Origin of the sequence: Polymorphospora sp. A560, from assembly GCF_045781765.1 — a bacterium.
Classification (GTDB): Bacteria; Actinomycetota; Actinomycetes; order Mycobacteriales; family Micromonosporaceae; genus Polymorphospora; species Polymorphospora lycopeni.
Genome location: NZ_CP122282.1, coordinates 7636856 through 7662534 on the forward strand (window position 1 = coordinate 7636856; position 25679 = coordinate 7662534).

At 71.5% G+C, this 25679-nt stretch carries 24 protein-coding genes and 1 pseudogene; 6 read left to right on the plus strand and 19 right to left on the minus strand.

Annotated features, from left to right (window positions below):
- Window positions 1-9 precede the first annotated feature (9 nt).
- The 4 genes from QCD66_RS34400 to QCD66_RS34415 form a co-directional block, all read right to left on the minus strand.
- A complete protein-coding gene (locus QCD66_RS34400; RefSeq protein WP_375735058.1) occupies window positions 10-231 on the minus strand; it encodes a hypothetical protein in 222 nt (73 codons plus the stop codon).
- A gap of 47 nt (window positions 232-278) precedes the next feature.
- The gene (locus QCD66_RS34405) at window positions 279-632 is read right to left on the minus strand and encodes a winged helix-turn-helix domain-containing protein (RefSeq protein WP_357519827.1); all 354 of its coding nucleotides are present in this window, start codon (window positions 630-632) and stop codon (window positions 279-281) included.
- A 130-nt stretch (window positions 633-762) separates the two neighbouring features.
- On the minus strand, window positions 763-1152 hold the full coding sequence (locus QCD66_RS34410) for a VOC family protein (RefSeq protein ID WP_375735043.1): 390 nt from the start codon (window positions 1150-1152) through the stop codon (window positions 763-765).
- Window positions 1149-1511 (minus strand): DUF1801 domain-containing protein, encoded by a 363-nt coding sequence (locus QCD66_RS34415; RefSeq protein WP_375735042.1) that lies wholly within the window; start codon window positions 1509-1511, stop codon window positions 1149-1151. Before QCD66_RS34415 ends, QCD66_RS34410 begins: the two co-directional genes overlap by 4 nt.
- A gap of 84 nt (window positions 1512-1595) precedes the next feature.
- Here QCD66_RS34415 and QCD66_RS34420 point away from each other — a divergent pair, with 84 nt between their 5' ends.
- Window positions 1596-2486, plus strand: coding sequence for a LysR family transcriptional regulator (locus tag QCD66_RS34420; protein WP_375735041.1), 891 nt, complete (start codon window positions 1596-1598; stop codon window positions 2484-2486).
- Between the two features lie 6 nt (window positions 2487-2492).
- Here QCD66_RS34420 and QCD66_RS34425 read toward each other — a convergent pair whose 3' ends face one another.
- The 3 genes from QCD66_RS34425 to QCD66_RS34435 all read right to left on the minus strand — a co-directional run bounded on the left by QCD66_RS34425 (window position 2493) and on the right by QCD66_RS34435 (window position 4926).
- A complete protein-coding gene (locus QCD66_RS34425) occupies window positions 2493-3197 on the minus strand; it encodes a fibronectin type III domain-containing protein (RefSeq protein WP_375735040.1) in 705 nt (234 codons plus the stop codon).
- A gap of 122 nt (window positions 3198-3319) precedes the next feature.
- Window positions 3320-4579 (minus strand): RNA polymerase sigma factor, encoded by a 1260-nt coding sequence (locus QCD66_RS34430; RefSeq protein ID WP_375735039.1) that lies wholly within the window; start codon window positions 4577-4579, stop codon window positions 3320-3322.
- 5 nt (window positions 4580-4584) lie between these two features.
- Window positions 4585-4926, minus strand: coding sequence for a YciI family protein (locus QCD66_RS34435; protein WP_357538795.1), 342 nt, complete (start codon window positions 4924-4926; stop codon window positions 4585-4587).
- 269 nt (window positions 4927-5195) lie between these two features.
- On the opposite strand from QCD66_RS34435, the gene QCD66_RS34440 reads away from it, so the two are divergent.
- Window positions 5196-6617 carry a diguanylate cyclase gene (locus QCD66_RS34440; protein ID WP_375735038.1) on the plus strand — a complete coding sequence of 474 codons (1422 nt, stop codon included), beginning with the start codon at window positions 5196-5198 and terminating at the stop codon, window positions 6615-6617.
- 26 nt (window positions 6618-6643) lie between these two features.
- Here the strand turns inward: QCD66_RS34440 and QCD66_RS34445 are convergent, their stop codons facing one another.
- Together QCD66_RS34445 and QCD66_RS34450 are read right to left on the minus strand one after the other, a co-directional pair.
- Complete coding sequence (locus QCD66_RS34445; protein WP_357538687.1) at window positions 6644-7705, minus strand: aspartate-semialdehyde dehydrogenase; 1062 nt, start codon at window positions 7703-7705, stop codon at window positions 6644-6646.
- Between the two features lie 4 nt (window positions 7706-7709).
- Window positions 7710-8975, minus strand: a complete 1266-nt coding sequence (locus tag QCD66_RS34450) for an aspartate kinase (RefSeq protein ID WP_357538688.1) — start codon at window positions 8973-8975, stop codon at window positions 7710-7712.
- Window positions 8976-9243: 268 nt separating this feature from the next.
- Between QCD66_RS34450 and QCD66_RS34455 the strand changes: the two genes are divergently transcribed.
- Entirely contained in the window at window positions 9244-10071 is an 828-nt protein-coding gene (locus QCD66_RS34455; RefSeq protein ID WP_364216622.1) for a hypothetical protein, read from the plus strand.
- A 380-nt stretch (window positions 10072-10451) separates the two neighbouring features.
- Window positions 10452-12143, plus strand: coding sequence for a 2-isopropylmalate synthase (leuA, locus tag QCD66_RS34460; RefSeq protein WP_375735057.1), 1692 nt, complete (start codon window positions 10452-10454; stop codon window positions 12141-12143).
- 33 nt (window positions 12144-12176) lie between these two features.
- Here leuA and QCD66_RS34465 read toward each other — a convergent pair whose 3' ends face one another.
- Both QCD66_RS34465 and QCD66_RS34470 read right to left on the minus strand, forming a co-directional pair.
- The gene (locus QCD66_RS34465; RefSeq protein ID WP_375735037.1) at window positions 12177-13232 is read right to left on the minus strand and encodes a hypothetical protein; all 1056 of its coding nucleotides are present in this window, start codon (window positions 13230-13232) and stop codon (window positions 12177-12179) included.
- A gap of 152 nt (window positions 13233-13384) precedes the next feature.
- Window positions 13385-14858 (minus strand): annotated as a pseudogene (locus QCD66_RS34470) (DHA2 family efflux MFS transporter permease subunit); the annotation flags it as partial.
- 114 nt (window positions 14859-14972) lie between these two features.
- Between QCD66_RS34470 and QCD66_RS34475 the strand changes: the two are divergent.
- The gene (locus QCD66_RS34475; RefSeq protein ID WP_357538797.1) at window positions 14973-15647 is read left to right on the plus strand and encodes an HNH endonuclease family protein; all 675 of its coding nucleotides are present in this window, start codon (window positions 14973-14975) and stop codon (window positions 15645-15647) included.
- Entirely contained in the window at window positions 15644-16021 is a 378-nt protein-coding gene (locus QCD66_RS34480) for a hypothetical protein (protein ID WP_375735036.1), read from the plus strand. The genes QCD66_RS34475 and QCD66_RS34480 overlap by 4 nt, the downstream gene beginning before the upstream one ends.
- A gap of 24 nt (window positions 16022-16045) precedes the next feature.
- On the opposite strand, the gene QCD66_RS34485 is transcribed toward QCD66_RS34480, so the two are convergent.
- The 8 genes from QCD66_RS34485 to QCD66_RS34520 form a co-directional block, all read right to left on the minus strand.
- The gene (locus QCD66_RS34485) at window positions 16046-17143 is read right to left on the minus strand and encodes an oligopeptide/dipeptide ABC transporter ATP-binding protein (RefSeq protein ID WP_364216613.1); all 1098 of its coding nucleotides are present in this window, start codon (window positions 17141-17143) and stop codon (window positions 16046-16048) included.
- Window positions 17140-18177, minus strand: coding sequence for an ABC transporter ATP-binding protein (locus tag QCD66_RS34490; protein ID WP_364216610.1), 1038 nt, complete (start codon window positions 18175-18177; stop codon window positions 17140-17142). Before QCD66_RS34490 ends, QCD66_RS34485 begins: the two co-directional genes overlap by 4 nt.
- Before the next feature lie 10 nt (window positions 18178-18187).
- Entirely contained in the window at window positions 18188-19162 is a 975-nt protein-coding gene (locus QCD66_RS34495; RefSeq protein WP_364216607.1) for an ABC transporter permease, read from the minus strand.
- Complete coding sequence (locus QCD66_RS34500) at window positions 19159-20163, minus strand: ABC transporter permease (protein WP_357538694.1); 1005 nt, start codon at window positions 20161-20163, stop codon at window positions 19159-19161. The genes QCD66_RS34495 and QCD66_RS34500 overlap by 4 nt, the downstream gene beginning before the upstream one ends.
- 77 nt (window positions 20164-20240) lie before the next feature.
- Window positions 20241-21905 carry an ABC transporter substrate-binding protein gene (locus tag QCD66_RS34505; protein WP_364216603.1) on the minus strand — a complete coding sequence of 555 codons (1665 nt, stop codon included), beginning with the start codon at window positions 21903-21905 and terminating at the stop codon, window positions 20241-20243.
- 214 nt (window positions 21906-22119) lie between these two features.
- Window positions 22120-22713 carry a recombination mediator RecR gene (recR, locus tag QCD66_RS34510; protein ID WP_212825642.1) on the minus strand — a complete coding sequence of 198 codons (594 nt, stop codon included), beginning with the start codon at window positions 22711-22713 and terminating at the stop codon, window positions 22120-22122.
- A 7-nt stretch (window positions 22714-22720) separates the two neighbouring features.
- A complete protein-coding gene (locus tag QCD66_RS34515; protein WP_375735035.1) occupies window positions 22721-23053 on the minus strand; it encodes a YbaB/EbfC family nucleoid-associated protein in 333 nt (110 codons plus the stop codon).
- Window positions 23054-23136: 83 nt separating this feature from the next.
- Window positions 23137-25590: a DNA polymerase III subunit gamma and tau gene (locus QCD66_RS34520; protein ID WP_407566933.1), complete on the minus strand. Its 2454-nt coding sequence runs from the start codon at window positions 25588-25590 to the stop codon at window positions 23137-23139.
- Window positions 25591-25679 lie beyond the last annotated feature (89 nt).

Below are 25679 nucleotides of genomic sequence, written 5' to 3' on the forward strand. Positions count from 1 at the left end.
CGGTCTCCCCTACTCGACGGTGCGGAGGATCTGTTCGATCGCGGCGGTCCGCGACCGGAGTTCGGAAACGTCGGCGGCGGTCCGCTGCTGGGCGTCCAGGGTGCGTTCGGCCAGTTGCTCGTAGCGGCTCACCAGCTGTCGCAGCTGCTCGTCCTGCTGGGCGGCGATCTTGGCCTTGCGGATATCGAGCACGGTGGCCGCGGTGGCGACGAGGATCAGGAAGACGAACATCAGCACGCCGAGTACGAGGATCGCTTCGGGCCAGGTCCAGGTGTCTGTCATCGGGGGGTCTCCTTCGGTGCGGGACCCGGCACCGGGTCCGATCTGGTGAGGGTCTCGGCCGCCTCGACGAGGGTCGATGCGGTCAGGTGCACGTCGAACTCGGCGACCTGGTAGTACTTCATGGCTTTGCCGTCCTCGGAGAGTTCGAGGCTGCCGACGATCAGGCCGGCGGTTTCCAGCCGTTGCAGGTGCATGTGCAGCAGGGGGCGGCTGATCCCGATCTCTCGAGCCAGGTGGCTCACGTAGTCACGGCCGCCGGCCAGCTTCGCCATGATCCGCAGCCGCAGCGGGTTGGCCAGCGCGGCCAGCATCTCGACCAGCTGGTCACCGGTCGGCTGGGCCACTGTCATGTTCCTCCTTCGCATGTAAAGGATTTCTTACACGTGAAAGCGTAGCAACGCGCGACGCCGGGCCACAAGCGTGGCCGGCGTCGCGCGTCGGTCGGATCTGGGACCGTCGAAGGGTTCGGGGAGTCGTCGCTCAGGCGTCCTGGGGATACCAGCGCAGCTCGACGCTGTTGCCGTCCGGATCGGCGACGTAGACCGAGGTCGCGTCACCCCGCGCGCCGAACCGGCCGACCGGTCCCTCCAGCAGTGTGAAGGTGCCGGAGTCGATGACCTCCTGCCAGTCCAGCGGCGCCACCACCAGGCAGAGGTGGTCGACGTTCGACCCGTCACGGTCGCGGCGTACCAGGTCGATGATCGTTTCCGGGGTGACCCGTACGGACGGGAACGGGACCTTTCCGGCCCGCCACTCGTCGACGCGAACCGATGCCAGGCCGAGAAGACCGCAGTAGAAGTCGAGTGAGCGCTCGACATCGGAGACGTTGAGGACCAGGTGGTCGAAGCCGGTGACCCGCACGGCGCTCACCTCGCCTCCAGGTCGCGGGCCTGTCGCAGCCAATCGGCGAACAGCGCCGGGTCGATCTCGTCGACGGTACGGAGCTTGACCGACGCCATCTGCCGGGCACCGGCAACGAGGCGACCCGACGCGTCCGTGATCTCCTGCCCCCGCCACAGCCCGAAGGTGACGTACGACGAGTACGCCTTGACGAGGCAGATCGGGTTCTTACCCGGCTTGTCGCCGGCGCCCCAGACCGGATGGCCGTGCCACATCGCGCCGGTGGCGTCGGGCAGGGCCGATTCGATGACCGGTCGGAGCTTCTCGCCGACCTCGCGGAGCGGGGCGTCGAGGCTGGTCAGGTAGTCGGTGATCGTCGCTGTCGTCATGCCTTCACGATCCGCCGGTCCACAGCCCGGACCAAGCCACGATCGCGCTACGATCGTTTACTCAGATTCAACGATGAGGATCCGATGCTGGAGCGGTACGAGCTGGAGACGTTCCTGACGCTCGCCGAGGAACTGCACTTCGGACGCACCGCCGAGCGGTTGCGGGTGACCACCGGGCGGGTCAGTCACGTGGTCAAGAAGCTGGAGCGCCGGATCGGCGCGCCGCTCTTCGAACGCACCAGCCGGGTCGTCCAGCTCACCCCGATCGGCCGGCGGCTCGCCGACGACCTGGCCCCACTCGTGGCCGGGATGGACGAGGCGGTCCGCCGGGCCGTCGACGCCGGCCGGGGCGTGACCGGACAGCTGCGGGTGGCGTTCGTCGGCGAGTGGGGCGCGCCGCTGCTGCTGCGGGCCGTCGCCCTGTTCAGCGAGCGGCACCCGGACTGCGAGGTCGACGTACGCGAGGCGCCGCTGCTGAACACCCGGGCGAGCCTGGTCGACGGCTCGGTCGACGTCCTGATCGCCTCGTTCCCGTTCGACGGCATGGCCAACGGGCCGGTCCTGCTCACCGAGGAACGGGTCCTCGCGGTGGCGGCCGGCCATCCGCTGGCCGCCGCCGGAGCGGTGTCGCTGGAGGTGCTCGCCGAGCACCCGGTGGTGCAGTATCCGGCGGTGACGTCGGCGGAGTTCAAGCGCGACCGTACGCCCGACCACACGCCGTCGGGCCGGCCGGTGCCGAAGGGGCCGGCGGGTAACACGTTCTCCGAGATGCTCTCCCTGGTCGCGCTGGGCCGGGGCGTGCTCCCGGTCGGGTCGCACACCCGGCAATACCATCCCCGGCCGGACATCGCGTACGTGCCGATCCACGACGCGCCGCCGATCCGGCGCGGGCCGGTCTGGCTGGAAGCGAACACCACCGAGCGGGTACGCGAGTTCGTCCGCGCCGCCGTCGACGCCAACCCGCCGACGGACTGATGCCGGTCAGCCGATCGTGGTGACGGTGACCGGGACGGACAGGGCGGAGATGTTGCCGGCGTCGTCACGCGCCCGGACCGCGAAGCTGTACGTCGTGCCGGGGGTGAGCCCGGTGACCCGGGCGGTGGTGCCGGTCGGTGGATGCTGCGGTGCGGTCGCGACGACCGGGCTGCCGGGGGCGCTGACCATGAGGACCTCGTACAAGGCCACGTAGACGTTGTCGGTGGATCGGGGCCAGGTGAGGATCACCAGGGTGTCGGCGACGGTGTACGGCACCGGGGTGCCGGGGGCGGTCGGTGGTTGGTTGTCGCCGGGTGGCATGGTCACGACCAGCATCGGGGTCGACGGCGAGAGGTTGCCGGCCGCGTCCCGGGCGCGGACTGCGAACCGGTGGGTGCTCGACGGGCGCAGTCCGGTGATCGTGATGGAGTTCGTGGTGGTGTTGCGCATGAAGACGACGTCGGTCGAGAAGTGGCTGACGTCGTATCTGGTCACGCCGACGTTGTCGGTGGCTGCGACCCAGGTCAGTTCGATCGTCGTGGTGGTGATGCCGGCGATCGTCACCGGCCCGGGGGCGGTCGGCGCCTCGGTGTCGGAGGCCGCGTACGCCGTTCCGCCGGCGCCGAGCGTCAGCAGCACCGTTGCCGCCACCATCGCCGCCCGGCATACGGCGCCGCCGGGCGCGGTCGACGGCCATCGTGCAATGCGCATGGGAGCCCCGTTCTCGGAAGACCAGCGAGACGAATCCATGTTCGCCGATGCGGTGCTGCTTCGGGAACAGGACCACGAGGCCCGTCGCACCATTTGCGGGCCGGGACAACCAACCCGAGGCATCAACCGTCCGAAGCGGACAGTTCGGCCGATTCGAGCCGGCGCCTCAGGTGGGCCCGTTCGGGCTCGGTGCCGGCCAGGTCCAGCGCCGCCCGGTACGCCGCCGCGGCCTCGCCGAACCGGCCCAGCCGGCACAGCAGGTCACCCCGTGCCGCCGCGTACGGGTGATACGCCCGCAGCCGGGGCTCGTCCGCCAACTCGTCGAGCAGCGCGAGGCCGGCCGCCGGGCCGTCCCGCATCGCCACCGCCGCGGCCCGGTTCAGCGCGACGACCGGCGACGGCGACAGGACCAGCAGTACGTCGTAGAGCGCCACCACCTGTGGCCAGTCCGTCGTGGCCACGTCCGCGGCCTCGTCGTGCAGGGCGGCGATCGCGGCCTGCACACCGTACGGACCGGGTGGGCCGCCGGTCAGCGCGGCCACCACCAACCGCCGCCCCTCCTCGATCATGGCCCGGTCCCAGCGGCCGCGGTCCTGCTCGTCGAGGAGGACGATCTCGCCGTCCGGGCCGGTGCGGGCGTCCCGCCGGGCATGGATCAGCAGCATCAGCGCGAGCAGTCCGGTCACCTCGCGCTCGGCGGGCAGCAGCCGGCGCAGGATCCGGGCCAGCCGGATGGCCTCCTCGGCGAGGTCGAGCCGCTGCAGTCGCGGGCCGGTGCTGGCCGCGTACCCCTCGGTGAAGATCGAATAGACGACCTGGAGCACGCCCGGCAACCGGCCCGGCAGTTCGTCGGCGGCGGGTACCCGGAACGGGATCCGGGCGTCCCGGATCTTCTTCTTCGCCCGGACGATCCGCTGCGCCATCGTCGGCACCGGCACCAGGTAGGCCCGTGCCACCTCGGGCGTCGTCAGCCCGGCGAGGCAGCGCAGGGTCAGCGCGCCACGGTCCTCGGCGGGCAGCGCCGGGTGGGCGCAGGTGAAGAAGAGGCTCAGCCGCTCGTCGGGCAGGTCACCGTCGGGGTCCGCGGGTGCGACCGGTCCGGCCCGGTCCGCCTCGGCCTGGAGCACGGCGAGGCGGGCCGCGTACGCCTGGTCGCGCCGCAGCCGGTCGACGGCCTTGCGCCGCGCCGTGGTGAGCAGCCAGGCCCCGGGCCTGGCCGGCACGCCCTGCCGGGGCCAGTGTTCGAGGGCGGCCTCGATCGCCTCGGAGGCGACGTCCTCGGCCAGGTCGAGGTCGCCGAAGCGGTGGACGAGGGAGGCGAGCAGCCGGCCGCGTTCCTCACGGAAGACCGCCTCCACCGCGCCGGCTGCCCGCTCGTCCATCGCCGTCAGCCCTGGGGGAAGTCGGCGACCGGCCGCACCTCGACGCCGCCGCCGCCGCGCGATCCGGGGCAGCGGGCCGCCCAGTCGAGGGCGACGTCGAGGTTCGGTACGTCGATGACGTAGAAGCCGCCGAGCAGTTCCCGGGTCTCGGCGAACGGGCCGTCGGTGATCGTGCGCTCGCCGGTCTGGCTGACCCGGACCGTGGTGGCGGTGACGAGGTCCTGCAACTCCTCGCCCGAGACGAAGATCCCCGCCTCGTTCACGGCCTTGTCGAAGGCGATCCAGTCGGCCGGGGTGCAGCCGAAGTCGTTCGGGTCGGCGTCCGGTGCGGGGTGGATGAGCAGCATGTACTTCACGGTCCGTCTCCTGTCGTACGGGTACGGCGGGCTTGCCGTACAGCATGACGACGAACGGGGTACGGCGGGATCGACATCGCCGGCCAGGATTTTTTCGTACGACCGGTGTCCGACGACAGGCGTGCCCCGCCGGACCCGTCGATCCGGCCACGGCGAGCCGTACGCAACGCAACGCGTTCGAGAGGCGACGCTCAGTAAAATCGGTCCGGCGTCCGGAGCACCGACGCCGCCCGCATCCGTCAGAAGGCGGCGACCCGCGCTTGCACCCCGAACGAGTGACCGCCGACCTCGCGGCACGCCTGACCAGGGCGACGACCGTCGCCGGGGCGTGCCAGGCCGCCGCGGCGACGATCGCCGCCCACAGCGACGTGATGGTCGCGGTCCTGCTGCACGTCCACGACCGGCTGCGCTGTGTCGCGGCGACCGGCTCGTGGCAGGTGTTCGCGTCGGTGCTGCCCGGCACCGGGGTCTCCGGCCGCGCGTACGCCGCCGGCAGGACGCAGACGGTGACCGACGTCACCGCCGACCCCGACTACATCGCGCTCGGGCCGCCGGTCGCGGTCGAGATCTGCGCGCCGGTCGTGGACCGGTCCGGCCGGCCGATCGGCGTACTCAACCTGGAATGGTCCGGGCCCGTCGACATCGACGCGTGGCGGGCGCTCGCCGAGCGGGTCGCGGCCGACCTCGGCGCGCACGTCGACCGGCTCGGCGGGCCGCCGGCCGAGAGCCGGAGCGAGAAACTGCTCCGGTACGCGGGCGCGATGACCTCGGCCGCCTCGGAGCGGGCGCTGGCGCGGGTCTCGATCGACGCCGCCCGGGACGTGGCCGGGCTCGCGGCGGCGGTGCTGTTGCTGACCGGTCCGGACGGGCCCGGGTTGGCGCCACCGACCGCCCGGCCGGGCCCGTTGGAGTCGCGACTGCGCGAGCGGCTGGCCGCGGCGAGCGCCGCCGAACTGGGCGAACTCGTGTCGCGCGCGCACCGGCACGGGGCGTCGTACACGCTGGGTGAGACCGGGCCGCCGACGACGCGGGGCTACGAGGTCCTGGTCGACGCCGACGTGTGCACGCTGATCTCGGTGCCGGTGGGGCCGCCGGACGCGGGCGGGGTGCTGCTGGTCGCCGACGAGGTGGCGTCGCGGCCGGACCCGACGACGGTCAACCTGATGGAACTGCTCGCCGCGCAGGCGTGGAGCTGCCTGGACCGGCTGCGCAGCCTCCACAAACTGCACGAACAGGCCATCTCCGACCCGTTGACCGGGCTGCCGCACCACGGGCCGTTCGGTGAGCGCATCGCCGCCGCCACTCCGGGCCGCACCGCGCTGCTGGCCGTCGACGTGGACAACTTCAAGACCATCAACGACACGTACGGGCACCAGGCCGGCGACCGCGTGCTGGTCGGTCTGGCCCGGGCGTTGGAGCGGGCGCTCCGGCACGGCGACGAGCTGTACCGGATCGGTGGCGACGAGTTCGTGGCGGTGGTCGAGGTGTCGGCGGCACAGGAGGCGGTCGGGATCGCCGGGCGGCTGGCCGGCGCGGCACGGGACCTCGGCCGGACGGTCAGCGTCGGGGTGGCGGTGCAGCGGGCGGGCGAGTCGTCGGACCTGACGCTGCGCCGGGCCGACGCCGCCCTCTACACGGTGAAGCGCGGCGGCGGTGACGGCGTACGCCTCGCCCCGGACTGAGCACTCCGCCGGCAGTCGGCGCGGGGTCAGCGGGCGGCGAACTCGGGGGCCAGCAACTCGGCGATCTGGGCGGTGTTGAGTGCGGCGCCCTTGCGCAGGTTGTCGCCGGTGACGAACAGGTCGAGGGCGCGCGGGTCGTCCATCGAGCGGCGGATCCGGCCCACCCAGGACGGGTCGGTGCCGACCGCGTCTATCGGCATCGGGAACTCGCCCTCGGCGGGGTCGTCGACGAGGATGACGCCGGGCGCGTTGCGCAGTGCCTCGCGGGCGCCCTCGGCGTCGACCTCGCTGCCGAAGACGGCGTGCACGGCCACCGAGTGGCCGGTGACCACCGGCACCCGTACGCAGGTGGCGGAGACCTTCAGGTCGGGCAGGCCGAGGATCTTGCGCGTCTCGTTGCGCATCTTGAGTTCCTCGGTCGACCAGCCCGCGTCGGCGAGCGAACCGGCCCACGGCACCACGTTGAGGGCGAGCGGGGCGGGGAACGGGCCGAGGTCGTCGCCGACGGCCTGCCGTACGTTGCCGGGCCGGCTGCCCAGCGCCCGGTCGCCGGCGACCTTGGAGAGCTGGTCGTGCAGGGTGTCGACGCCGACCTGCCCCGCGCCGGAAACCGCCTGGTAGGAGGCGAGGACCAGCTCGCGCAGCGCGTATTCACGGTGCAGCGGGGCGATCGCCACGATCATCGCGAGCGTGGTGCAGTTGGCGTTGGCGATGATGCCCTTGGGCCGGTTGCGTACCTGCTCGGGGTTGATCTCGGGAACGACGAGCGGGACGTCGCGGTCCATCCGGAAGGCGCCGGAGTTGTCGACGGCGATCGCACCGCGCTCGACGGCGATCGGTGCCCACTGCGCGGACACCTCGTCGGGTACGTCGAACATGGCGACGTCGACGCCGTCGAACGCCTCCGCGGACAGCTCCCGGACCGTCAGCTCCTCGCCCCGGCAGGCCAGCTTGCGGCCGACGGAGCGCGCGGAGGCGATGAGCCGGATCTCGCCCCAGTGGTTCTTGCGGGCGGAGAGCAGCTCCAGCATGACGGTGCCGACGGCGCCGGTCGCCCCGACGACCGCGAGGGTGGGCAGCCGGGACATGTCGTTACCGGCCGGTTCCGGCGTAGACCACGGCTTCTTCGGAGCCGCCGAGGTCGAACGCCTCGTGCACGGCGCGCACGGCACTGTCGAGGTCGGTGTCACGGCAGACCACGGACACCCGGATCTCCGAGGTGGAGATCATCTCGATGTTGACGCCGGCCTCACCGAGGGCGGCGAAGAAGCTGGCGGCCACACCGGGGTGCGAGCGCATGCCGGCACCGATCAGCGAGACCTTGCCGACGTGGTCGTCGTAGAGCAGGCCCTTGAACTTGACCGACTCCTGGATCTTGTTGAGCGCGGCCATGGCGGTGGGGCCGTCGGCCTTGGGGAGGGTGAACGAGATGTCGGTGCGGCCGGTGCCCTCGGTCGACACGTTCTGCACGATCATGTCGATGTTGATCTCGGCGCCGGCGACGGTCTCGAAGATCTGGGCGGCGGCGCCCGGCTCGTCCGGCACGGCCACGATCGTGATCTTGGCCTCGCTCCGGTCGTGGGCGACCCCGGTGATCAGTGCTTGTTCCACGGAAAGGTCCTCCATCGATCCGGTGACCATCGTGCCGGTGTTCGTCGAGTAGGACGACCGGACGTGGATGGGCAGGCTGGCCCGGCGGGCGTATTCGACGCTGCGCAGGTGCAGCACCTTGGCGCCGCAGGCCGCGAGTTCGAGCATTTCCTCGTAGGTGATCTGCTTGATGTGCCGGGCGTTGGGCACGATCCGCGGATCGGCGGTGAAGACGCCGTCGACGTCGGTGTAGATCTCGCACATGTCGGCGTTGAGTGCCGCGGCCAGCGCGACGGCGGTGGTGTCGGAGCCGCCCCGGCCGAGCGTGGTGATGTCCTTGGTGTCCTGGGAGACGCCCTGGAAACCCGCGACGATCGCGATCGCGCCCTCGTCGAGGGCACCCTGGAGGCGACCCGGCGTCACGTCGATGATCCGGGCCCGGCCGTGCACCGACGTGGTGAGCACGCCGGCCTGCGACCCGGTGTAGGACCGCGCCTCGTAGCCGAGGTTGTGGATCGCCATCGCCAGCAGGGCCATCGAGATCCGCTCACCGGCGGTCAGCAGCATGTCCAGCTCGCGGCCGGGTGGCAGCGGGCTCACCTGGTGGGCCAGGTCGAGCAGCTCGTCGGTGGTGTCGCCCATCGCCGAGACCACGGCCACCACGTCGTCGCCGGCCTTGCGGGCGGCCACGATGCGCTCGGCGACCCGCTTGATGCGCTCGGCGGTGGCGACGGAGGAGCCGCCGTATTTCTGCACCACCAGTGCCACGGCAGTCCACTCCTTCCGGGGTGCCCGGGGCTGTGCCGGCGCCTGCGGCCGGTGCCCGGCGACCCTCGTCGACCCTAGACGTCGAACCTGATGACGATTCACCTCGCCCACGAACCCCACGCTGGGCACGCAAGCCGCCATCAGGGTACCGGCGGGCTGTGACGGCGTGGACACGCGATCCCACCATCCGGCCGTGGGGCGCGACACGCCGACCGACAACCCGACCCCGGTGCACACCCGGCGCACCGACGGCGATGAGAATGGGCGCGTGCGCCCCGGAGCTGCCTCGCGTCCCGCCATCCGATCCGGTCTGCTCGGCGTGCTGACCACCGCCGCGGCGGCCATGGTCACCGGCTGCGGCTCCGACGCCCCGGCGTCCGACCCGACGCCGGCACCGAGCCCGAGCGCCACCGAGGCGGACCAGACACCGGCCCGGTCCCAGCTCGCCGGCCTCGCGGCCGCGGCGCAGGACCGCCACCTGTCGGCGTTCTACACGCTGTCGGCCGCCGACCGCGAGGACCGTACGGTCGCCTTCACCGCCGCCCCCGACGGCAGTTGGCGGGTCGACATCCCCGGCGGCGCGCTCGGCGGCACCGCCGACGTCTCGGTGGCGCGTACCGCTGACGGGCTCTTCCAGTGCGCGCTGCCGTCGGTGACCCGGCAGGTCGCGCCGACCTGCGTGCGGGTCGGCGACCCGGACGGACGGTTCGCGGCCGGCACCGATCCACTGGTCCAGCACCCGCTGGTGAGCTGGGCCCGGGTGCTCACCGACCGGCGGGCCGCCCTGTCGGTGACCGCCGCCCAGCCGCTGCCCGGCAGCCGTGGCACCTGCTTCGCGGTCGAGTCGACGTCCGCCTCGCTGCGGGCACCGCTCGACGTGGGGATCTACTGCTACGCGCAGGACGGCACGCTGACCGGGGCGAAGGTCGCGTTCGGCACCCTGATCCTCGCCGGTGAGCCGGTGGCCGCACCGCCGACGGTCACGCTGCCGGGCCCGGTGGTCGCGGGTGAGCCGCTGGGCATGGCGTCGCCGCCACCGCCGCCGACCCCGACCGCGACGCCCACCGGCACCCCGTCGCCGACGCCGTCCGCCTGACCACCCCGGCCGTACCGCCACCTGGGAGTTTCGTCTCAAACCCCGGGTCGGGCTTGCCAACGCCAATCGATCACGTAGGGTGACCAGTGTTATGTGGCAGGCTCTTCTCCTTGGTCGCCGCGGCGAGGCCCACCGGGCCGGCACCTCGCCGCGGAGTTGACGCGCGCCGCCTGAGCACGTTCTTTCCGATCCGGGCATCGACGCACCGGATCGCATCAGCCAGACTTTTCCCGCGCTGACGTCACCCTGACCACAGGAGCATTTCCGTCATGTCAGACAACGCCGCACCCAGCACCGCGTCCACCGACCAGTCCGCCGTACCCGGTGGTCCGGCCGCCGCCCCCGGCCCGGACCCGATCGCCCGCCAGCAGGCCAGCCGGATGCCGTACGGCCGCTACGAGTCCTACCACCGCCAGTTCTCCGTCGAGCTGCCCGACCGGCAGTGGCCGGCCCGGCGCACCGAGGTCGCGCCACGCTGGTGCGCGGTCGACCTGCGCGACGGCAACCAGGCACTGATCGACCCGATGTCGCCCGAACGCAAGCGCCGCATGTTCAACCTGCTGGTCGAGATGGGCTACAAGGAGATCGAGGTCGGCTTCCCGGCGGCCAGCCAGACCGACTTCGACTTCGTCCGCCAGCTCATCGAGCAGGACCTGATTCCGGACGACGTGACGATCCAGGTGCTGACCCAGTGCCGCGAGCACCTGATCGAACGGACCTTCGAGTCGCTGCGCGGCGCGAAGCAGGCGATCGTGCACTTCTACAACTCGACCTCGACGCTGCAGCGGCGGGTGGTCTTCGGCCTGGACCGCGCCGGCATCACCGACATCGCGACCCAGGGCGCCCGGCTGTGCCAGAAGTACGCCGAGATCCGCACCCCGGACACCGAGATCTTCTACGAGTACTCGCCGGAGTCGTACACCGGCACCGAGCTGGACTACGCGCTGGAGGTCTGCGCGGCGGTCATCGACGTGATCGACCCGACGCCGGACCGCCCGCTGATCGTCAACCTGCCGGCGACCGTCGAGATGGCCACGCCGAACGTCTACGCCGACTCGATCGAGTGGATGCACCGCAACCTGCCCCGCCGCGACTCGGTGATCCTCAGCCTGCACCCGCACAACGACCGGGGCACCGCGGTCGCCGCCGCCGAACTGGGCCTGCTGGCCGGCGCGGACCGGGTCGAGGGCTGCCTGTTCGGCAACGGCGAGCGCACCGGCAACGTCGACCTGGTCACGCTCGGCCTCAACCTGTTCTCGCAGGGCATCGACCCGGAGATCGACTTCTCCCGCATCGACGAGATCAAGCGCACCGTCGAGTACTGCAACCAGCTCCCGGTGCACGAGCGACACCCGTACGCCGGCGACCTGGTCTACACCGCGTTCTCCGGCTCGCACCAGGACGCGATCAAGAAGGGCTTCGACGCGCTGGCCGCCGACGCGCAGGAGGCCGGGGTCGCCGTCGACGAGTACACGTGGGGCGTGCCGTACCTGCCGATCGACCCGAAGGACGTGGGCCGCAACTACGAGGCGGTCATCCGGGTCAACTCGCAGTCCGGCAAGGGCGGTGTGGCCTACATCATGAAGGAGGAGCACCACCTGGACCTGCCGCGCCGGCTCCAGATCGAGTTCTCCGGCGTGGTCCAGCAGGTCACCGACGCCGCCGGCGGCGAGGTCGAGCCGGCCCGGATGTACGAGATCTTCGCCACCGAATACCTGGTCGACCACCAGCGGTTCCCGGCGGTCGAACTCGCCGAGTACTCGACGGCCACCGTCGACGGCAAGGTCGAGATGCTGGCCGAGGTGCACTTCGGCGGCAACCGCCGGCCGCTGGCCGCGGTCGGCAACGGCCCGATCGACGCGTACGTCAACGCGCTGCAGGCCCTGGGGGTGCACGTACGGGTGCTCGACTACCACGAGCACGCGATGTCCTCCGGTGGCGACGCCCAGGCCGCCGCGTACGTCGAGTGCGAGGTCGACGGCCGGACGGTGTGGGGCGTCGGGCTGGACGCCAACATCGTGACCGCGTCGGTGAAGGCGGTCACCAGCGCGGTCAACCGCTCCCGCGGCTGACCTGCTTCCGCGGGCTCGCCCCGCCCCGGCCGATCAGTTGACCGGCTGGGGCGGGGCGAGTTCGGCGGCGACGCTGGCGCAGATTCCGGCGCCGTACGACAGCTTCCGGGTGTCGGGATAGCTGACGAGCACGGCGAGCACCCAGCCGTCGGCCGCCGCCAGGCAGTTGACCTGCCATTGGGAGTCGGCCCGGACGAAGCCGTTGGTGAAGCCGACGCCCAGGTCGGTGACCGCCGGTGGGAGCCCGTCGACGATGCCCCAGCCGATTCCGGTCAGCTCGCCCTTGTCGGACGCCTCGCCGTTGACCTCGGCCATCTCGTCCAGCACCCACTTCGTCCACTTCGGACCGGCGGCCCGGCCGTCGGCGACGCAGTCGCCGAGCCGTACCGAGTCGCCGGCCGAGATCCGGGTCCGTCGCCAGCCACCGTCGTCCACCTGCGTCTCGGCCAGTGCGCACACCGGGATCATGCGGTGGCTCTGGGTCGCCCCGCCGGCCGCCTCGTAGAGCGCCTGGGTGGCGTCGTCGTCACCGTCGCGGATCGCCCGGCTGGCCTGCTCCAGGCGGTACGGCTCCGGCTGGCCGCCCCGCTCGGCGGCGTGTCGCAGGTAGTCGGCGACCACCCAGACCCGCAGCATCCCCCCGCCCTCGACGGCGTCGCTGACATTCGACGAACCGGTCAGCACACCGGTGGAGCGGTCGAGCAGCGCCCACGAGAACCGGCCATCCACAATGGTCTCGACCGGGCCGGGGACGAGCCCGGACGGCTGCGGCGAGGCGCTCGGGGCTGGCGTCGGGCTGCCCGAGGGCACCGTCGGCCGCTCACCGCTCTCCGGATCGCCGAGCCGGGCGAACGCCATCGGCACCAGGACGGCGGTGGCGCCCAGCGCCACGATCGAGGCGACCGTGGCGATGACGAGCGTCCGGCGCCGCCGGCCCCGATCCCGGGTCGACGGTACGGCCCGGTGCCGGCCACCCGATCTCCCACCGGCGGCGGCCGGCGGGTCTTCGGCGCCGACCGGGTTCAGCACCACGGTGGCGTCGTCGGTCGGGTGATCGGCTCCGGTTTCTACAGGTTTGTCAGTTCCCATCTCGACCACCGCTCTCCATCGCGGCTGTCGCGTCTCGCAGGACCGGCTGACCAATGGCGACAGTTACGCAGCCCCCGCGGCTGCGATTCCATCCCTTCAAACGGAACGGATTCACGCACGTCACGGGCGTTGCGGAGATCGGCTTGGCGGTGTTGCGCCACCCCGCCGTACGGTCGGGAACCGCTAACCGGTCGGACCGCCGGGGGACGGACCGGTGGTGGTCCCGGTCGGCCGGCGGACGAAGATCGCGGCCAGTACGGCCCCGGCGAGCATCAGCCCCGCGCACCACACCATCGCCGACCGGTAGGCGGCGGCCAGCTCCGCCGGCACCTCGTACGCCGTGCCGGAGAGCCCGACCAGCAGCGGCAGGGCCGCCACGGCGAGGAGCCCGGCAGCCCGCGCGGCGGCGTTGTTGACCCCGCTCGCCACCCCGGCGTAGCGGTCCTCGACCGCACCGAGCACCGACGCGGTCAGCGGCGCGACCAGCAGGGTGAGGCCGGCGCCGAAAAGCAGCACCCCGGGCAGCACGTGGACCCAGTAGTCGGCGCCGGGACCGATCGGCCGCAGCAGCAGGATGCCGACGGCGGCCACGGCCGGGCCGACCGTCAGCGGCAGCCGGGGACCGATCCGGGTCGCGAGGGCGCCGGCCCGGGCCGAGCCGACGAGCAGCAGCAGCGTCATCGGAAGCGTGGCGATCCCGGTCTCCAGCGCCGTGTAGCCGGCGACGTTCTGCAGATGCACGGCGAAGAAGAAGCCCTGCCCGCTCAGCGCCGCGTACACCGCGACGGTGTAGATGTTGAGCGCGGAGAACTGCCGGCTGGAGAACAGCCTCGGTGGCAGCATCGCCCGGTCGCCGCGCCGCCGCTCCAGGAGCACGAACGCGGTCGCCCCGCCGACGCCGATCGCGGCGGCGCCCCAGATCGCCACCGAGCCGACCCCGAGGACCGGGCCTTCGATCAGGGCGTACGTGACGCCGGCCAACCCCAGGGCGCCGAGCACGGCACCGCCGACGTCGAACCGGCCGGTCGAGGCGGCCCGGCTCTCCGGCACCCAGCGCAGCGTGGCGGCGACCACGGCGGCCGCCAGCGGTACGTTGATCAGGAAGATCCACCGCCACGAGACGCTGTCGATGAGCCAGCCGCCGATGAACGGGCCGATCGCGGTCGAGACCCCGGACAGGCCCGACCAGGCGCCGATCGCCCGGCCACGATGGTCCGGCTGGAAGCTGGCCTGGAGCAGGGCGAGCGAGGCGGGGGTGAGCAGGGCCGCGCCGAGGCCCTGGAGAACGCGGGCGGCGATCAGCCACTCGACGGACAGCGCCAGGCCGCACAGCACCGACGCGGCGGCGAACCACAGCACCCCCACCAGGAAGACGCGCCGCCGGCCGAACCGGTCGCCGAGGGCGCCGCCGAGCAGCACGAACGCGGCCAGCGTGAGCATGTAGCCGTTGACCGTCCACTGGAGCCCGGCGGTGGTCGCGCCGAGGTCGGCACCGAGCTTCGGCAGCGCGACGGTGACGATCGTGCTGTCGAGGAAGGCCATTCCGGAGGCGAGCACCGCCGCCAGCAGGGTGCCCCGACCGGCCGCGGTGCCGAGTCGCAGGTCGGGGGTTGACGACTGGCTCATGGCGTCCAATCTGTCGGAGGTCTGGTCACTGTTTGCACGAAACGCCGAAGCGGCCCGTGGTTATTGCCGGCGAGACGATCTAGACAGCAAGCTAGGTGGGTGCTTTCCTCCCGTATGCGACAGACCCGTACCCGATCGTTGACCTTGCGCAGTCTCGCCGCCTCGGTGGCCGCGGCGCTAGCCCTCGGCGCGCTCGCCGGTTGCGTGCCACTCGAAGAGGACCCGATCGGCGGGTCGGACCAGCAGGCCGGCTCCGGTGACGCGGGCGCGGCCGAAAAGCTCCTCGGGGAGCTGACGGTCGCCGACTCCCGGCCGATGCGCGGCTACAGCCGGGAACGCTTCAAGCACTGGCGCAGCGCGGGCAAGAACTGCGACGTACGCGACACCGTGCTGGAACGCGACGGCACCGGCGTCGAACTCGACGGGTGCAACGTGGTCGGCGGTTCGTGGTCGAGCGTCTACGACAACCGCACCATCGACGACCCGTCCGGCGTCGACATCGACCACACGGTGCCGCTGGCGAACGCCTGGCGCAGCGGCGCCGACGAGTGGGAGGACGACCGGCGCAGCGAGTTCGCCAACGACCTGACCCGGCCGCAACTCCTGGCGGTGTCCGCGTCGTCGAACCGGTCCAAGGGTGACCAGGATCCTTCACAGTGGAAACCGACCAACCAGGACGCATGGTGCGATTACGCTATTGACTGGATCACGGTGAAGAGCCACTGGGAGTTGACGGTGACCGCCGCCGAGAAGTCGGCGCTGCAAGACATGCTGGAGACCTGCGTATGACCGACGCGACAACAGGCGGGGCGGACGGCACCCCCGCGACAGGCAACCCGACGACCGGCCAGCCCACGACCGCCGAGCCCAACTCGACGGCCCCGGCCGCGGAAACCGGGCCGGCGGGCGGCGCCCCGGACAGCCGTACGACCGACGTGGTGCCCGGCCCCGGCGGCGTGATGACCGACGAGGTCGGCGTCGTCACCGGCGAACTCACCCTGCGCACCGAGTACGACGCCGGCCAGGTCACGCTGCGGGTGCAGTACAAGGACGCCGACGAGTGGTACGTCGTCACCGGCGGCCGGGCCACACTTGCCGACCCGGCCGCGCTGGACGCCGTACACGCGATCGCCGTCGCGCTGATCGACCGCCCCGAGGGCTGACCGGCGCCGGTCCGGCGGTGCCGGTCAGACGAACGAGCCCGGCTCGGTCGGCGCGGAGACCACGCCGGGCGTCTCGCCCTCGTCCTCGGGGCGTACGAGCTGCACCTTGACCTCGTGCGGGCGTAGCTCGCCGCTGGCGATCCGCTCGGCGAAGTGGCAGGCGACCCGGCTCTCGCCGATCTCGCGCAGCACCGGCCGCTCCGTGGCGCACCGGGTCGGCTGCGCCCACGGGCAGCGGGTGTGGAACCGGCAGCCGGCCGGTGGGTTGGCCGGGGACGGCAGGTCACCGGCGAGCAGGATCCGTTCGCGGCGGTCCTCGACCTCCGGGTCGGGGACCGGCACCGCCGACATCAGCGCCCGCGTGTAGGGGTGCAGCGGCTCGCGGTAGAGCTGGTCGCTGCTCGCCTCCTCGACCAGGGCGCCGAGGTACATGACGCCAACGACGTCGGAGATGTGCCGTACGACGGCGAGGTCGTGGGCGATGACCAGGTAGGTCAGGCCCAGTTCCTCCTGGAGTTCGTCGAGCAGGTTGATGACCTGGGCCTGGATCGACACGTCGAGGGCCGAGACCGGCTCGTCGGCGACGATCAGCTCGGGGCCGAGTACGAGCGCACGGGCGATCCCGATCCGCTGGCGCTGGCCGCCGGAGAACTCGTGCGGGTAGCGGGAGAGTGCCCAGCTCGGCAGGCCGACGGCGTCCAGGGTCTGGCCGATGATCTTCCGGCGCTCGTCGCGGTTGGCGCCGATGCCGTGCGCCTGAAGCCCTTCGACGAGAATCGACTCGACGTTCTGCCGCGGGTCGAGGCTGGACATCGGGTCCTGGAAGATCATTTGCAGGTGCCGGCGCATCGACCGCAGCCGGCTGGGCCGCAGCTTGGCCAGATCCTCGCCGTTGTAGATGACCTCGCCGGAGGTGGTCGGGGTGAGCTGGAGGATCGCCCGGCCGAGCGTCGACTTGCCGCAGCCCGACTCGCCGACCAGTCCGTACGTCTGGCCCTTGGTGATCTTCAGGTCGACGCCGTCGACCGCCTTGACGTGACCGACCACCCGGTCGAACAGCACGCCCTTGGTGATCGGGAAGTGCACCTTGAGGTCACGGACCTCGACGAGCGTGTCGGTCACAGCTTCTTACCCTCCTCCGCGCGCGGCGCGGGCACCCCACCGGACGCGCCGACCTTCGCCGGTGCGCTCACCGGGTTGACGCACCGGTGGGCCCGCCCGTCGTGGGTCAGCGTGAGGGCCGGCGGCTCACCGACGCAGGCGTCGAGACGCTGTTCGCACCGGGGCGCGAACGCGCACCCGTCCGGCCACGGCAGTACGTCGCGTACCGATCCCGGGATCGGCGTGAGGCGCTCGCCCCGGCCGGCGTCGAGGCGTGGGATCGACCCGAGCAACCCCACCGTGTACGGGTGGTGCGGCTCGGCGAAGAGCGGACGCCGCCGGGCGGTCTCCACGACCCGGCCGGCGTAGAGGACGTTGATGGTGTCGCACAGGCCGGCGACCACCCCAAGGTCATGCGTGATCATGATCAGGGCGGTGCCGGACTCGTGGACGAGATCCTTGAGCAGTTCGAGGATCTGCGCCTGGATCGTCACGTCGAGCGCGGTCGTCGGCTCGTCGGCGATGAGCAGCCGGGGACGGCAGGCGACCGCCATCGCGATCAGTGCCCGCTGTCGCATGCCGCCGGAGAGCTGGTGCGGATACTCCTTGAGCCGCCGGGTCGGGTCGGGGATGCCGACCCGGTCCAGCAGGTCGGCCGCCTCCCGGCGGGCCGGGTCGCCCTTCATGCCGCGGTGCCGGACGAGCACCTCGGTGACCTGGGTGCCAATCGGCACGACCGGGTTCAGCGACGACAGCGGATCCTGGAAGATCATCGCGACGTCGCGGCCACGGACGTCCCGCATCGACTTCGCGTCGAGCTTCAGCAGGTCGGTGCCGTCGAAGTCGGCCCGGCCACCGATTTGCACACCACGCTGTCGGGGCAGCAGTCCCATGATCGCGAGCGAGGTGACGCTCTTGCCGCAGCCGGATTCGCCGACCAGGCCGACGACCTCGCCGGCGTCGACGTTGAAGGAGACGCCGTCGACGGCGCGGACCGTGCGCTGCCCCCGGCGGGAGAAGGTGACGGACAGGCCGTCCACGTCCAGCAGTGCCATCGCCGCTCGCCTACTTCCGCAGCTTGGGGTCGAGTGCCTCGCGCATCGCCTCACCGAGCAACGTGAAGCCCAGCGCGGTGACGATGATGCCGACGGCCGGCAGGATCGCCAGTCGGGGCGCCGCGTCGAGATAACGCTGCGCGTCGGCGAGCATCACGCCCCACTCCGGGATCGACGAGTCCTGGTTGCCCAGGCCGAGGAAGGACAGCGCCGCCGCCTCGATGATCGCGGTGGCCAGGGTCAGCGTCGCCTGCACGATGACCGGCGCGAGCGAGTTGGGCAGGATGTGGGTCAGCGCGATCCGGCCGCGCCTGACCCCCAGCGAGGTCGACGCCAGCACGTAGTCCGTATTGGACTGCGCGATCATCGACCCCCGCAGCAGCCGCGCGAAGACCGGCACGGACACCGTGCCGACCGCGATCATGACGGTGACCAGGCTCGGCCCGAGCAGGGCCGCGATGCTGACCGCCAGCAGCAGGCTGGGCAGGGCGAGGAGCATGTCGACGACCCGCATCAGGGCGTTGTCGACCCAGCGGCCGAACCGGCCGCCGAGACCGGCGGCCGCACCGGCCGTGCCACCGATGATCGCGCCGATGACCAGACCGATCAAGGTGGACACGACGCCGACCAGCAGGGTCTGCCGGGCCCCGACCACGATCCGGCTGAACTCGTCGCGACCCAGGTGGTCGACGCCGAACCAGTTCTCGGCGCGCGGCCCCGGGTAGTGCGCCCGGGCGTCGCTGACCTCGCCGCGCCAGGTCTGCGCGACCGGGTCGTGCGGAACCAGGAACGGCCCGACGACCGCGACGAGCACGAAGGTGGCCAGGATGAGGGCGCCGATGATCGCGGCCGGGTTGCGCCGCAGCCGCCGGAACGCCTCCTGCCAGAGGCTCACCCCGCGTTCGTCGTCGCGCCGGGCGGAGAGTTCGGAGAGCCGGTCGAGTTTCTCGATCTTCTTGCGGCCCGGTGTGAGCACCCCGCTCATCGCACCCTCACCCTCGGATCGATAAAGCTGTAGGAGAGGTCGACGATCAGGTTAACCAGCACGTAGACCACCGCGATGATCATGATGAAGCCCATCAGCACCGGATAGTCCCGCTGGCTGATCGACTCGGCGATGAACGCCCCGATGCCGCTGAACGCGAACACCGTCTCGGTGAGCACCGCGCCCGACAGCAGGCCGCCGGTGAGCAGACCGATGGTGGTGGCGACCGGCAGCATCGCGTTGCGCAGGACGTGCCGGCGGCGGACCACGTTCTCGGTCAGGCCCTTGGCCTCGGCGGTGCGGACGAAGTCTTCACCCAGCACCTCCAGCACGCTCGCCCGGGTGATCCGGACGATGATCGCCAGGGGGATGCTCGCGAGGGCTATTCCGGGCAGGACGAGATGCCACAACGCGTCGGCGGCGGCATCCCACTCTCTTGTCATCAAGCCGTCGAGCACGAAGAAGTTGGTGATCCGGGTCGCGCCGATCGTCGGGTCCTGCCGGCCGCTCGACGGGAACCAGCCCAGGTTCTCGGCGAAGATCGCCTTGAGGACGTATGCCAGGAAGAAGACCGGGATGCAGATGCCGATCAGCGACCCCACCACGGAGGCGTGGTCGAGGATCGTGGCCCGCTTGCGGGCGGCGAGGTAGCCGAGCGGGATACCGACACCGATCGCGATGATCATCGCGGTGAGGGCGAGTTCGACGGTGCCGGGGAACCGCTGGAGGAACTCGGTGGTGACCTCGCGCTTGGTCGAGATCGACGTGCCGAGGTCGAGTCGGAGCATCCGCCTCATGAAGCGGCCGTACTGGATCAGGATCGGCTCGTCGAGGCCGAGGTTGCGCCGGATCGCGGCACGGGACTCGGGTGTGCCCCGCTCGCCGAGGATCGCGGTCTCCGGTCCACCTGGCAGACGGTGCAACCAGATGAACAACAGGATGGATAGCCCGAACAGCGTCGGTATCAACTGCAGCAGGCGTCTGACGATGAACCGGAACACGTGCGCCTCGAATGGGTCCAGAGGGTCCCGCGGGCGGACACCAGGACCGGTGCCCGCCCGCGGTTCCTTTTTCTATGTCAGGACTTGAACTCGGCGGTGGAGAACCGCTCGTCCGTGAGCGGGCTCGCCTTGACACCGGTCACGTCCTTGCCGAAGACGATCGCCGGCGGCGAGTGCGACACCGGCACGCCGGGCAGGAAGTTCATGATCTCGGCGTTGAGCTGCTTGTAGATCTCGAACCGGGCGGCGGGGTCAGCCGTGGTGTCGGCCTTGCGGAAGAGGTCGAACAGCGGCTGGTTGGTGTAGCCCCACTCGTCCTTCGGCCGGTCGAAGAAGGTACCGATGAAGTTGTAGGCGTCGCCGTAGTCACCGGTCCAGCCCAGGAAGTGCAGGTCGTGGTTGCTGCCCACCTGGGTGGCGTTGAGGTAGTCCGGGCTCCACTTCAGCGGGATCGCCTCGATGGTGATGCCGACCGCCCGCAGGTCCGCGGCGAGCAGTTCGAAGAGGTCCTTCGGGTTCGGCATGTAGGGCCGGGTGACCTCGGTCGGGTAGTGGAACTTCAGCGTCAGGTTCGACGCGCCCGCCTCGGCCAGCAACTGCTTGGCCTTCTCCGGGTTGTAGTCGTACGTCACGACCGAGGAGTTCCAGCCCTCGACGGTGTCCGGGATGAACTGCGTGGCGACCTTGGCACCCGGGGGCAGCTTCGAGTCGACCAGCGCCTGCCGGTTGAGCGCGTGGATGATGGCCTGCCGGACCCGGATGTCGGCGAGCTTCGGGTTCCCCTTCTGGTTCATCGCCAGGTAGAGGATGTTGAACGCCGGGCGGGTCAGCACGTTGAAGCCGTCGTTCCCCAGTGGACCGACGTCGGCCGGGCCGACCAGGTCGTAGCCCTGGATGTCACCGGAACGCAGCGCCTGCTTACGGGCGTTCTCGTCGGAGATCGTCCGGAAGATCAGCGTCTTCAGCTTGGCCTTCTCGCCCGCGTAGTCCTCGTTGCGCTCGAGGGTGACGGTCTTGTTGGCGATGTCCCAGGCCTTGAACTTGAACGGGCCGGTGCCGGTCGGGTGCTCCATCGCGTACGGCGGGTACTTCACGTCGTCCGCGGTGCCGGTCACCTCGCTGGCCTGGTACTGCTCGAGCGCCTTCGGCGAGTGCATCGAGAAGGCCGGCAACATCAGGGCGGCGGGGATCTTGCTGGAGACCCGGTTGAACGCGAGGTCGACGGTGCTCGGGTCCTTGACGGTGCACGACTTGAAGAGGCTGTCACCCAGCTCGGGGTCCTCATTGGCCGCGAAGCCGCCCATGATGTCCTGCCAGTAGGACGTCACGTCCGGGCTCTGCATCAGACCCTTGGCGTTGAACCAGCGGTTGAAGTTGAAACAGACCGCCTCGGCGTTGAACTCGGTGCCGTCGTGGAACTTCACGCCGGTACGCAGCTTGAAGGTCCACGTCGTGCCGGCCGCGTCCGGCGTCCAGCTCTCGGCCAGGCCGGCGGAGACCTTCGTGCCACCCTCCTCGGGGCGGACCAGGGTCTCGAAGATCTGCCGGGAGACCCGGAACGACTCGCCGTCGCTGGCAAGGCTGGGGTCGAGCACCTTGGGGTCGCCGGCGACGCCGAAGACCAGTGTGTCCTTAGTGGATCCGCCCGAGTCTCCGTCGCGCTCGCTCGCGGCACAGCCGGAGAGCGCGAGGGCGGCGACCGCTGCGGTCGCGATCGCGACCTTCGGCCTTGATGCACGCATGGTGCTTCACCTCGTCCTGTGGGTACGGACAACGCGGTGACCCGGGGTCACCAGATGGCGAGACGATAGCCGTCCTTCGAACTCCCCGGAAACTGGCCTATTGGGGGTTGGTATCGGATCGTGTCTTTACGTCTCACCACTGGCACGCACGATGCGAAGTTGTTACATTGCGCCGCTGTTTCCGAACATCAACTGTCAGATCAACGACCGCACGTCAGACCGCTCGACGCCCTTCGAACGCCCGGCCAAGCGTGATCTCGTCGGCGTATTCGAGGTCGCCACCGACCGGCAGACCACTCGCCAACCGGGTGACAGCGATCCCCATCGGCTTCACCATCAGCGCCAGGTAGGTCGCCGTCGCCTCGCCCTCGGTGTTGGGGTCGGTGGCGAGAATCAGCTCCTTGACCGCGCCGGAACCGAGCCGGAGCATCAGCTCCCGGATCCGCAGGTTGTCCGGCCCGATGCCCTCCAGCGGATTGATCGCCCCGCCGAGCACGTGGTAGCGACCGCGGAACTCACCGGTCCGCTCGATCGCCACCACGTCCTTGGGCTCCTCCACCACGCACAGCACCTCGTCGGTGCGGCGCGGGTCGCGGCAGATCCGGCACAGCTCCGCCTCGGCCACGTTGTAACAGGTCGTGCAGAACCGGACCAGTTCCTTGACCTTGCGCAACGCGGTCGACAGGCGGTTGACGTCGGCCGGATCCGCCGACAGCACGTGAAAGGCGATCCGCTGGGCGCTCTTCGGCCCGACGCCGGGCAGGCGACCCAGCTCGTCGATCAGATCCTGGATCGCACCCTCGTACATCTGGTGCTCAGAGGCCGGGCAGGCCGAGGCCGCCCATGCCGCCGGTGACCGGGCCCATCTTCTCCTCGGTCAGCTTGCGCACCGCGTCGTTGGCGTTGTGCACCGCCGCCAGCACCAGGTCTTCCAGCGTCTCGACGTCGTCCGGGTCGACCGCCTTCGGGTCGATCTTGATCGCCTTGACCTCGCCGGCGCCGGAGATGGTCACGGTGACCAACCCGCCTCCGGCGGTGCCGGTCAGCTCCGCGGCGGCCAACTCGGCCTGCGCGGCGGCGAGCTGCTGCTGCATCTTCTGCGCCTGCTTCATCATCTGCTGCAGGTTGGGCTGTCCACCGGGGCGCACGGCACGGCTCCTTCGACGTCGTCATTGCCTGGGCGACGTTCAGCCTAGTCGGCGCCGCCGACGGGCCACGGCACGCCACGTGGTCAGCCGTCGAGCCGCTCCGCACCGAGCGTCTGGTGCAGCAACTGCACCACCTGCTGTTCGCTGCTCTGCCGGACCGCGGCGACGTCGACCACGTCGTCGAGCGGCTCGTCACCGGGATCGAATCCCTCGTACGTCACCCCGCCGCGCACCGGCCCGTCGTAGTCCGGGTCGTACGGCGGCTCACCCGCCCAGGACGGGTCCGCCGTCTGGACGGCGCCGGCACGGGCCGCCGGGGCCTGGGCGGCCGGGGCCGGTGTGACCGGTGGAGCGGCGACAGCCGCCGGTGCGGCGGTCTGGGCGGCGGGCACGCCGTCCCGACCGGCCGTACCCCGGTTGGCGGCCGCCGCGGCCGCCCGCGCGGCCGCGAGCCCCGCCCCGGCGCCACCGCCGTTCACGGCGGGCGGGCTGGTGGCCGGTGGTGTGCCGGTGCCGGACGGCCGCGCATCCGTCTCGCCGGACGGTGCCGGTGCTGGTGCCGCAGGTCGCCCACCCGGCCGGGCTGCCTCCGGCCAGTCCGATCCAGCCGCTGTCGACACCGCCGACGGCGGGCGGGCCGGCTCCGGCCAGTCGGACCCACCACTACCCCGACCGGCCTGAGCCGGTCCCGCCGACGGCGGCCGGGCCGGCTCGGGCCAGTCCGAACCGGTCGATCCGCCGGCCGGGGGCGAGCCGGCCGCCGGGCGTGGCGGGGCGGCGGGCGGCGCGGACGGAGGAGGAGGCGGCGGCGGCGGGGTGGGCCGAGGCTGCGGAGTCGGGGCCGGCCGGCCACCGTCGCCGCCGACCTCGCACCGGATCTGCCAGCGCCCGCCCAGCACCTGACCGATCGCCTCGACCAGCAGATCCGGCGAGTTGGTCAGCATCGTGGCGTGCACGCTGTGCCGGAACGACAGCACCAGCGTGTTGCCGTCGACCTCGCTTACCGTCGCCTCCCGTACGACCGCCGCCGCACGCTTGCTCCGGGCCGCGACCGTCGACAGGATCTGGTCCCACGACCGACGGACCGCCGCCGCGTCGAGTGCGCCCGGGGCGACGGGCGTGCCCGGTGCCGGCGGATCCGGCGTCACCGGATCGGGCATGACCGCCGCGGCCGGCGGGCCGGACCGTGGGGCCGCCGCCGGCTGCGCCGGCCGGGACTCGGTACGCGCTGAAGCGGCCTGCTGCGGTGCCTGTGGCGCCGGCGGCTGCTGCGGGGTCGGGGGCTGCTGCGGCTGGGGTTGCGGCTCGGCCCGCGGCGCGGCCGCCGGACGTACCGGCTCGACGGCCTGGACCGGCGGCAACTCGCCACCGCCCGCGACGGTGAGCCGGCGCTCCATCCGCTCCACCCGCTGAAGCAGCGCGGCCGAGCCGTCGTCGGCGCCCGGCAGCAGCATGCGGGCGGCGATCAGCTCCAGCAGCAGGCGTGGCGCGGTCGTGCCCCGCATCTCGACCAGGCCGTTGTGCACGATGTCGGCACAACGGGACAGCGTCGCCGACCCCAGCCGCTCGGCCTGGGCGGCCATCCGCTCCACCTGGTCGGCGGGGCCGTCGACCAGGCCCTTGGCGGCCGCGTCCGGCACCTGCCGCAGCACGATCAGGTCACGCAGCCGCTCCAGCAGATCGGAGGCGAACCGCCGTGGATCATGGCCGGCCTCGGCCACCCGGTCGATGGTCGCGTACGCCGCCGCACCGTCCCCCGCCGCCAGCGCGTCACACATTTCGTCGATCAAGGCCGAGTCGGTGACACCGAGCAGGGCCACCGCCCGCGCGTAGCTGACGCCCTCCGGCCCGGCGCCCGCGATGAGCTGGTCGAGCACCGACAGGCTGTCCCGCGCGCTGCCGCCACCGGCCCGCACCACCAGCGGGAACACCGCCGGGTCGACCTTGATCCCCTCGGCCTCGGTCAACTGCTCCAGGTAGGGCCGCAGCACCGCCGGCGGGATCAGCCGGAACGGATAGTGGTGGGTACGTGACTTGATCGTGCCGAGCACCTTCTCCGGCTCGGTCGTCGCGAAGATGAACTTGACGTAGTCCGGCGGCTCCTCGACCAGCTTCAGCAGCGCGTTGAAGCCCGCCGACGAGACCATGTGTGCCTCGTCGATCACATAGATCTTGAAGCGGCTGTTCGCCGGCGCGAAGAACGCCCGCTCCCGCAGCTCACGGGCATCGTCGACACCACCGTGGCTGGCCGCGTCGATCTCCATCACGTCGATCGAACCGGCGCCGTCGTTGGCCAGCGACCGGCACGAGCCGCACGTGCCACACGGCTCCGGGGTCGGGCCGTGCTCACAGTTGAGCGACCGGGCCAGGATGCGCGCGCTGGACGTCTTGCCACAGCCACGCGGCCCGGAGAACAGGTAGGCATGGTTGAGCCGGCCGCTGCGCAACGCCTGCGACAGCGGCTCGGTGACATGCTCCTGGCCGATGACCTCGGCAAACGTCCTCGGCCGGTATTTGCGGTAGAGCGCGAGCGCCACCCCAGCCTCCTCTCGACCGGGCCATTCTCCACCGGCGGGCGGCCCCGGACACAACACGGGGCGAGGCAGCGGTGATCAGCGGCGACCAG

What these genes read in the sequence shown, in the direction of transcription:
- QCD66_RS34405 (WP_357519827.1), bottom strand. Translation starts at nt 632, where the DNA reads ATGACAGTGGCCCAGCCGACCGGTGACCAGCTGGTCGAGATGCTGGCC.
- QCD66_RS34420 (WP_375735041.1), top strand. Translation starts at nt 1,596, where the DNA reads ATGCTGGAGCGGTACGAGCTGGAGACGTTCCTGACGCTCGCCGAGGAA.
- QCD66_RS34480 (WP_375735036.1), top strand. Translation starts at nt 15,644, where the DNA reads ATGACCGACGCGACAACAGGCGGGGCGGACGGCACCCCCGCGACAGGC.
- QCD66_RS34425 (WP_375735040.1), bottom strand. Translation starts at nt 3,197, where the DNA reads ATGCGCATTGCACGATGGCCGTCGACCGCGCCCGGCGGCGCCGTATGC.
- QCD66_RS34415 (WP_375735042.1), bottom strand. Translation starts at nt 1,511, where the DNA reads ATGACGACAGCGACGATCACCGACTACCTGACCAGCCTCGACGCCCCG.
- QCD66_RS34445 (WP_357538687.1), bottom strand. Translation starts at nt 7,705, where the DNA reads ATGTCCCGGCTGCCCACCCTCGCGGTCGTCGGGGCGACCGGCGCCGTC.
- QCD66_RS34430 (WP_375735039.1), bottom strand. Translation starts at nt 4,579, where the DNA reads ATGGACGAGCGGGCAGCCGGCGCGGTGGAGGCGGTCTTCCGTGAGGAA.
- QCD66_RS34435 (WP_357538795.1), bottom strand. Translation starts at nt 4,926, where the DNA reads ATGCTGCTCATCCACCCCGCACCGGACGCCGACCCGAACGACTTCGGC.
- QCD66_RS34495 (WP_364216607.1), bottom strand. Translation starts at nt 19,162, where the DNA reads ATGAGCGGGGTGCTCACACCGGGCCGCAAGAAGATCGAGAAACTCGAC.
- QCD66_RS34475 (WP_357538797.1), top strand. Translation starts at nt 14,973, where the DNA reads ATGCGACAGACCCGTACCCGATCGTTGACCTTGCGCAGTCTCGCCGCC.
- QCD66_RS34400 (WP_375735058.1), bottom strand. Translation starts at nt 231, where the DNA reads ATGTTCGTCTTCCTGATCCTCGTCGCCACCGCGGCCACCGTGCTCGAT.
- recR (WP_212825642.1), bottom strand. Translation starts at nt 22,713, where the DNA reads ATGTACGAGGGTGCGATCCAGGATCTGATCGACGAGCTGGGTCGCCTG.
- QCD66_RS34505 (WP_364216603.1), bottom strand. Translation starts at nt 21,905, where the DNA reads ATGCGTGCATCAAGGCCGAAGGTCGCGATCGCGACCGCAGCGGTCGCC.
- QCD66_RS34465 (WP_375735037.1), bottom strand. Translation starts at nt 13,232, where the DNA reads ATGGGAACTGACAAACCTGTAGAAACCGGAGCCGATCACCCGACCGAC.
- leuA (WP_375735057.1), top strand. Translation starts at nt 10,452, where the DNA reads ATGCCGTACGGCCGCTACGAGTCCTACCACCGCCAGTTCTCCGTCGAG.
- QCD66_RS34490 (WP_364216610.1), bottom strand. Translation starts at nt 18,177, where the DNA reads ATGGCACTGCTGGACGTGGACGGCCTGTCCGTCACCTTCTCCCGCCGG.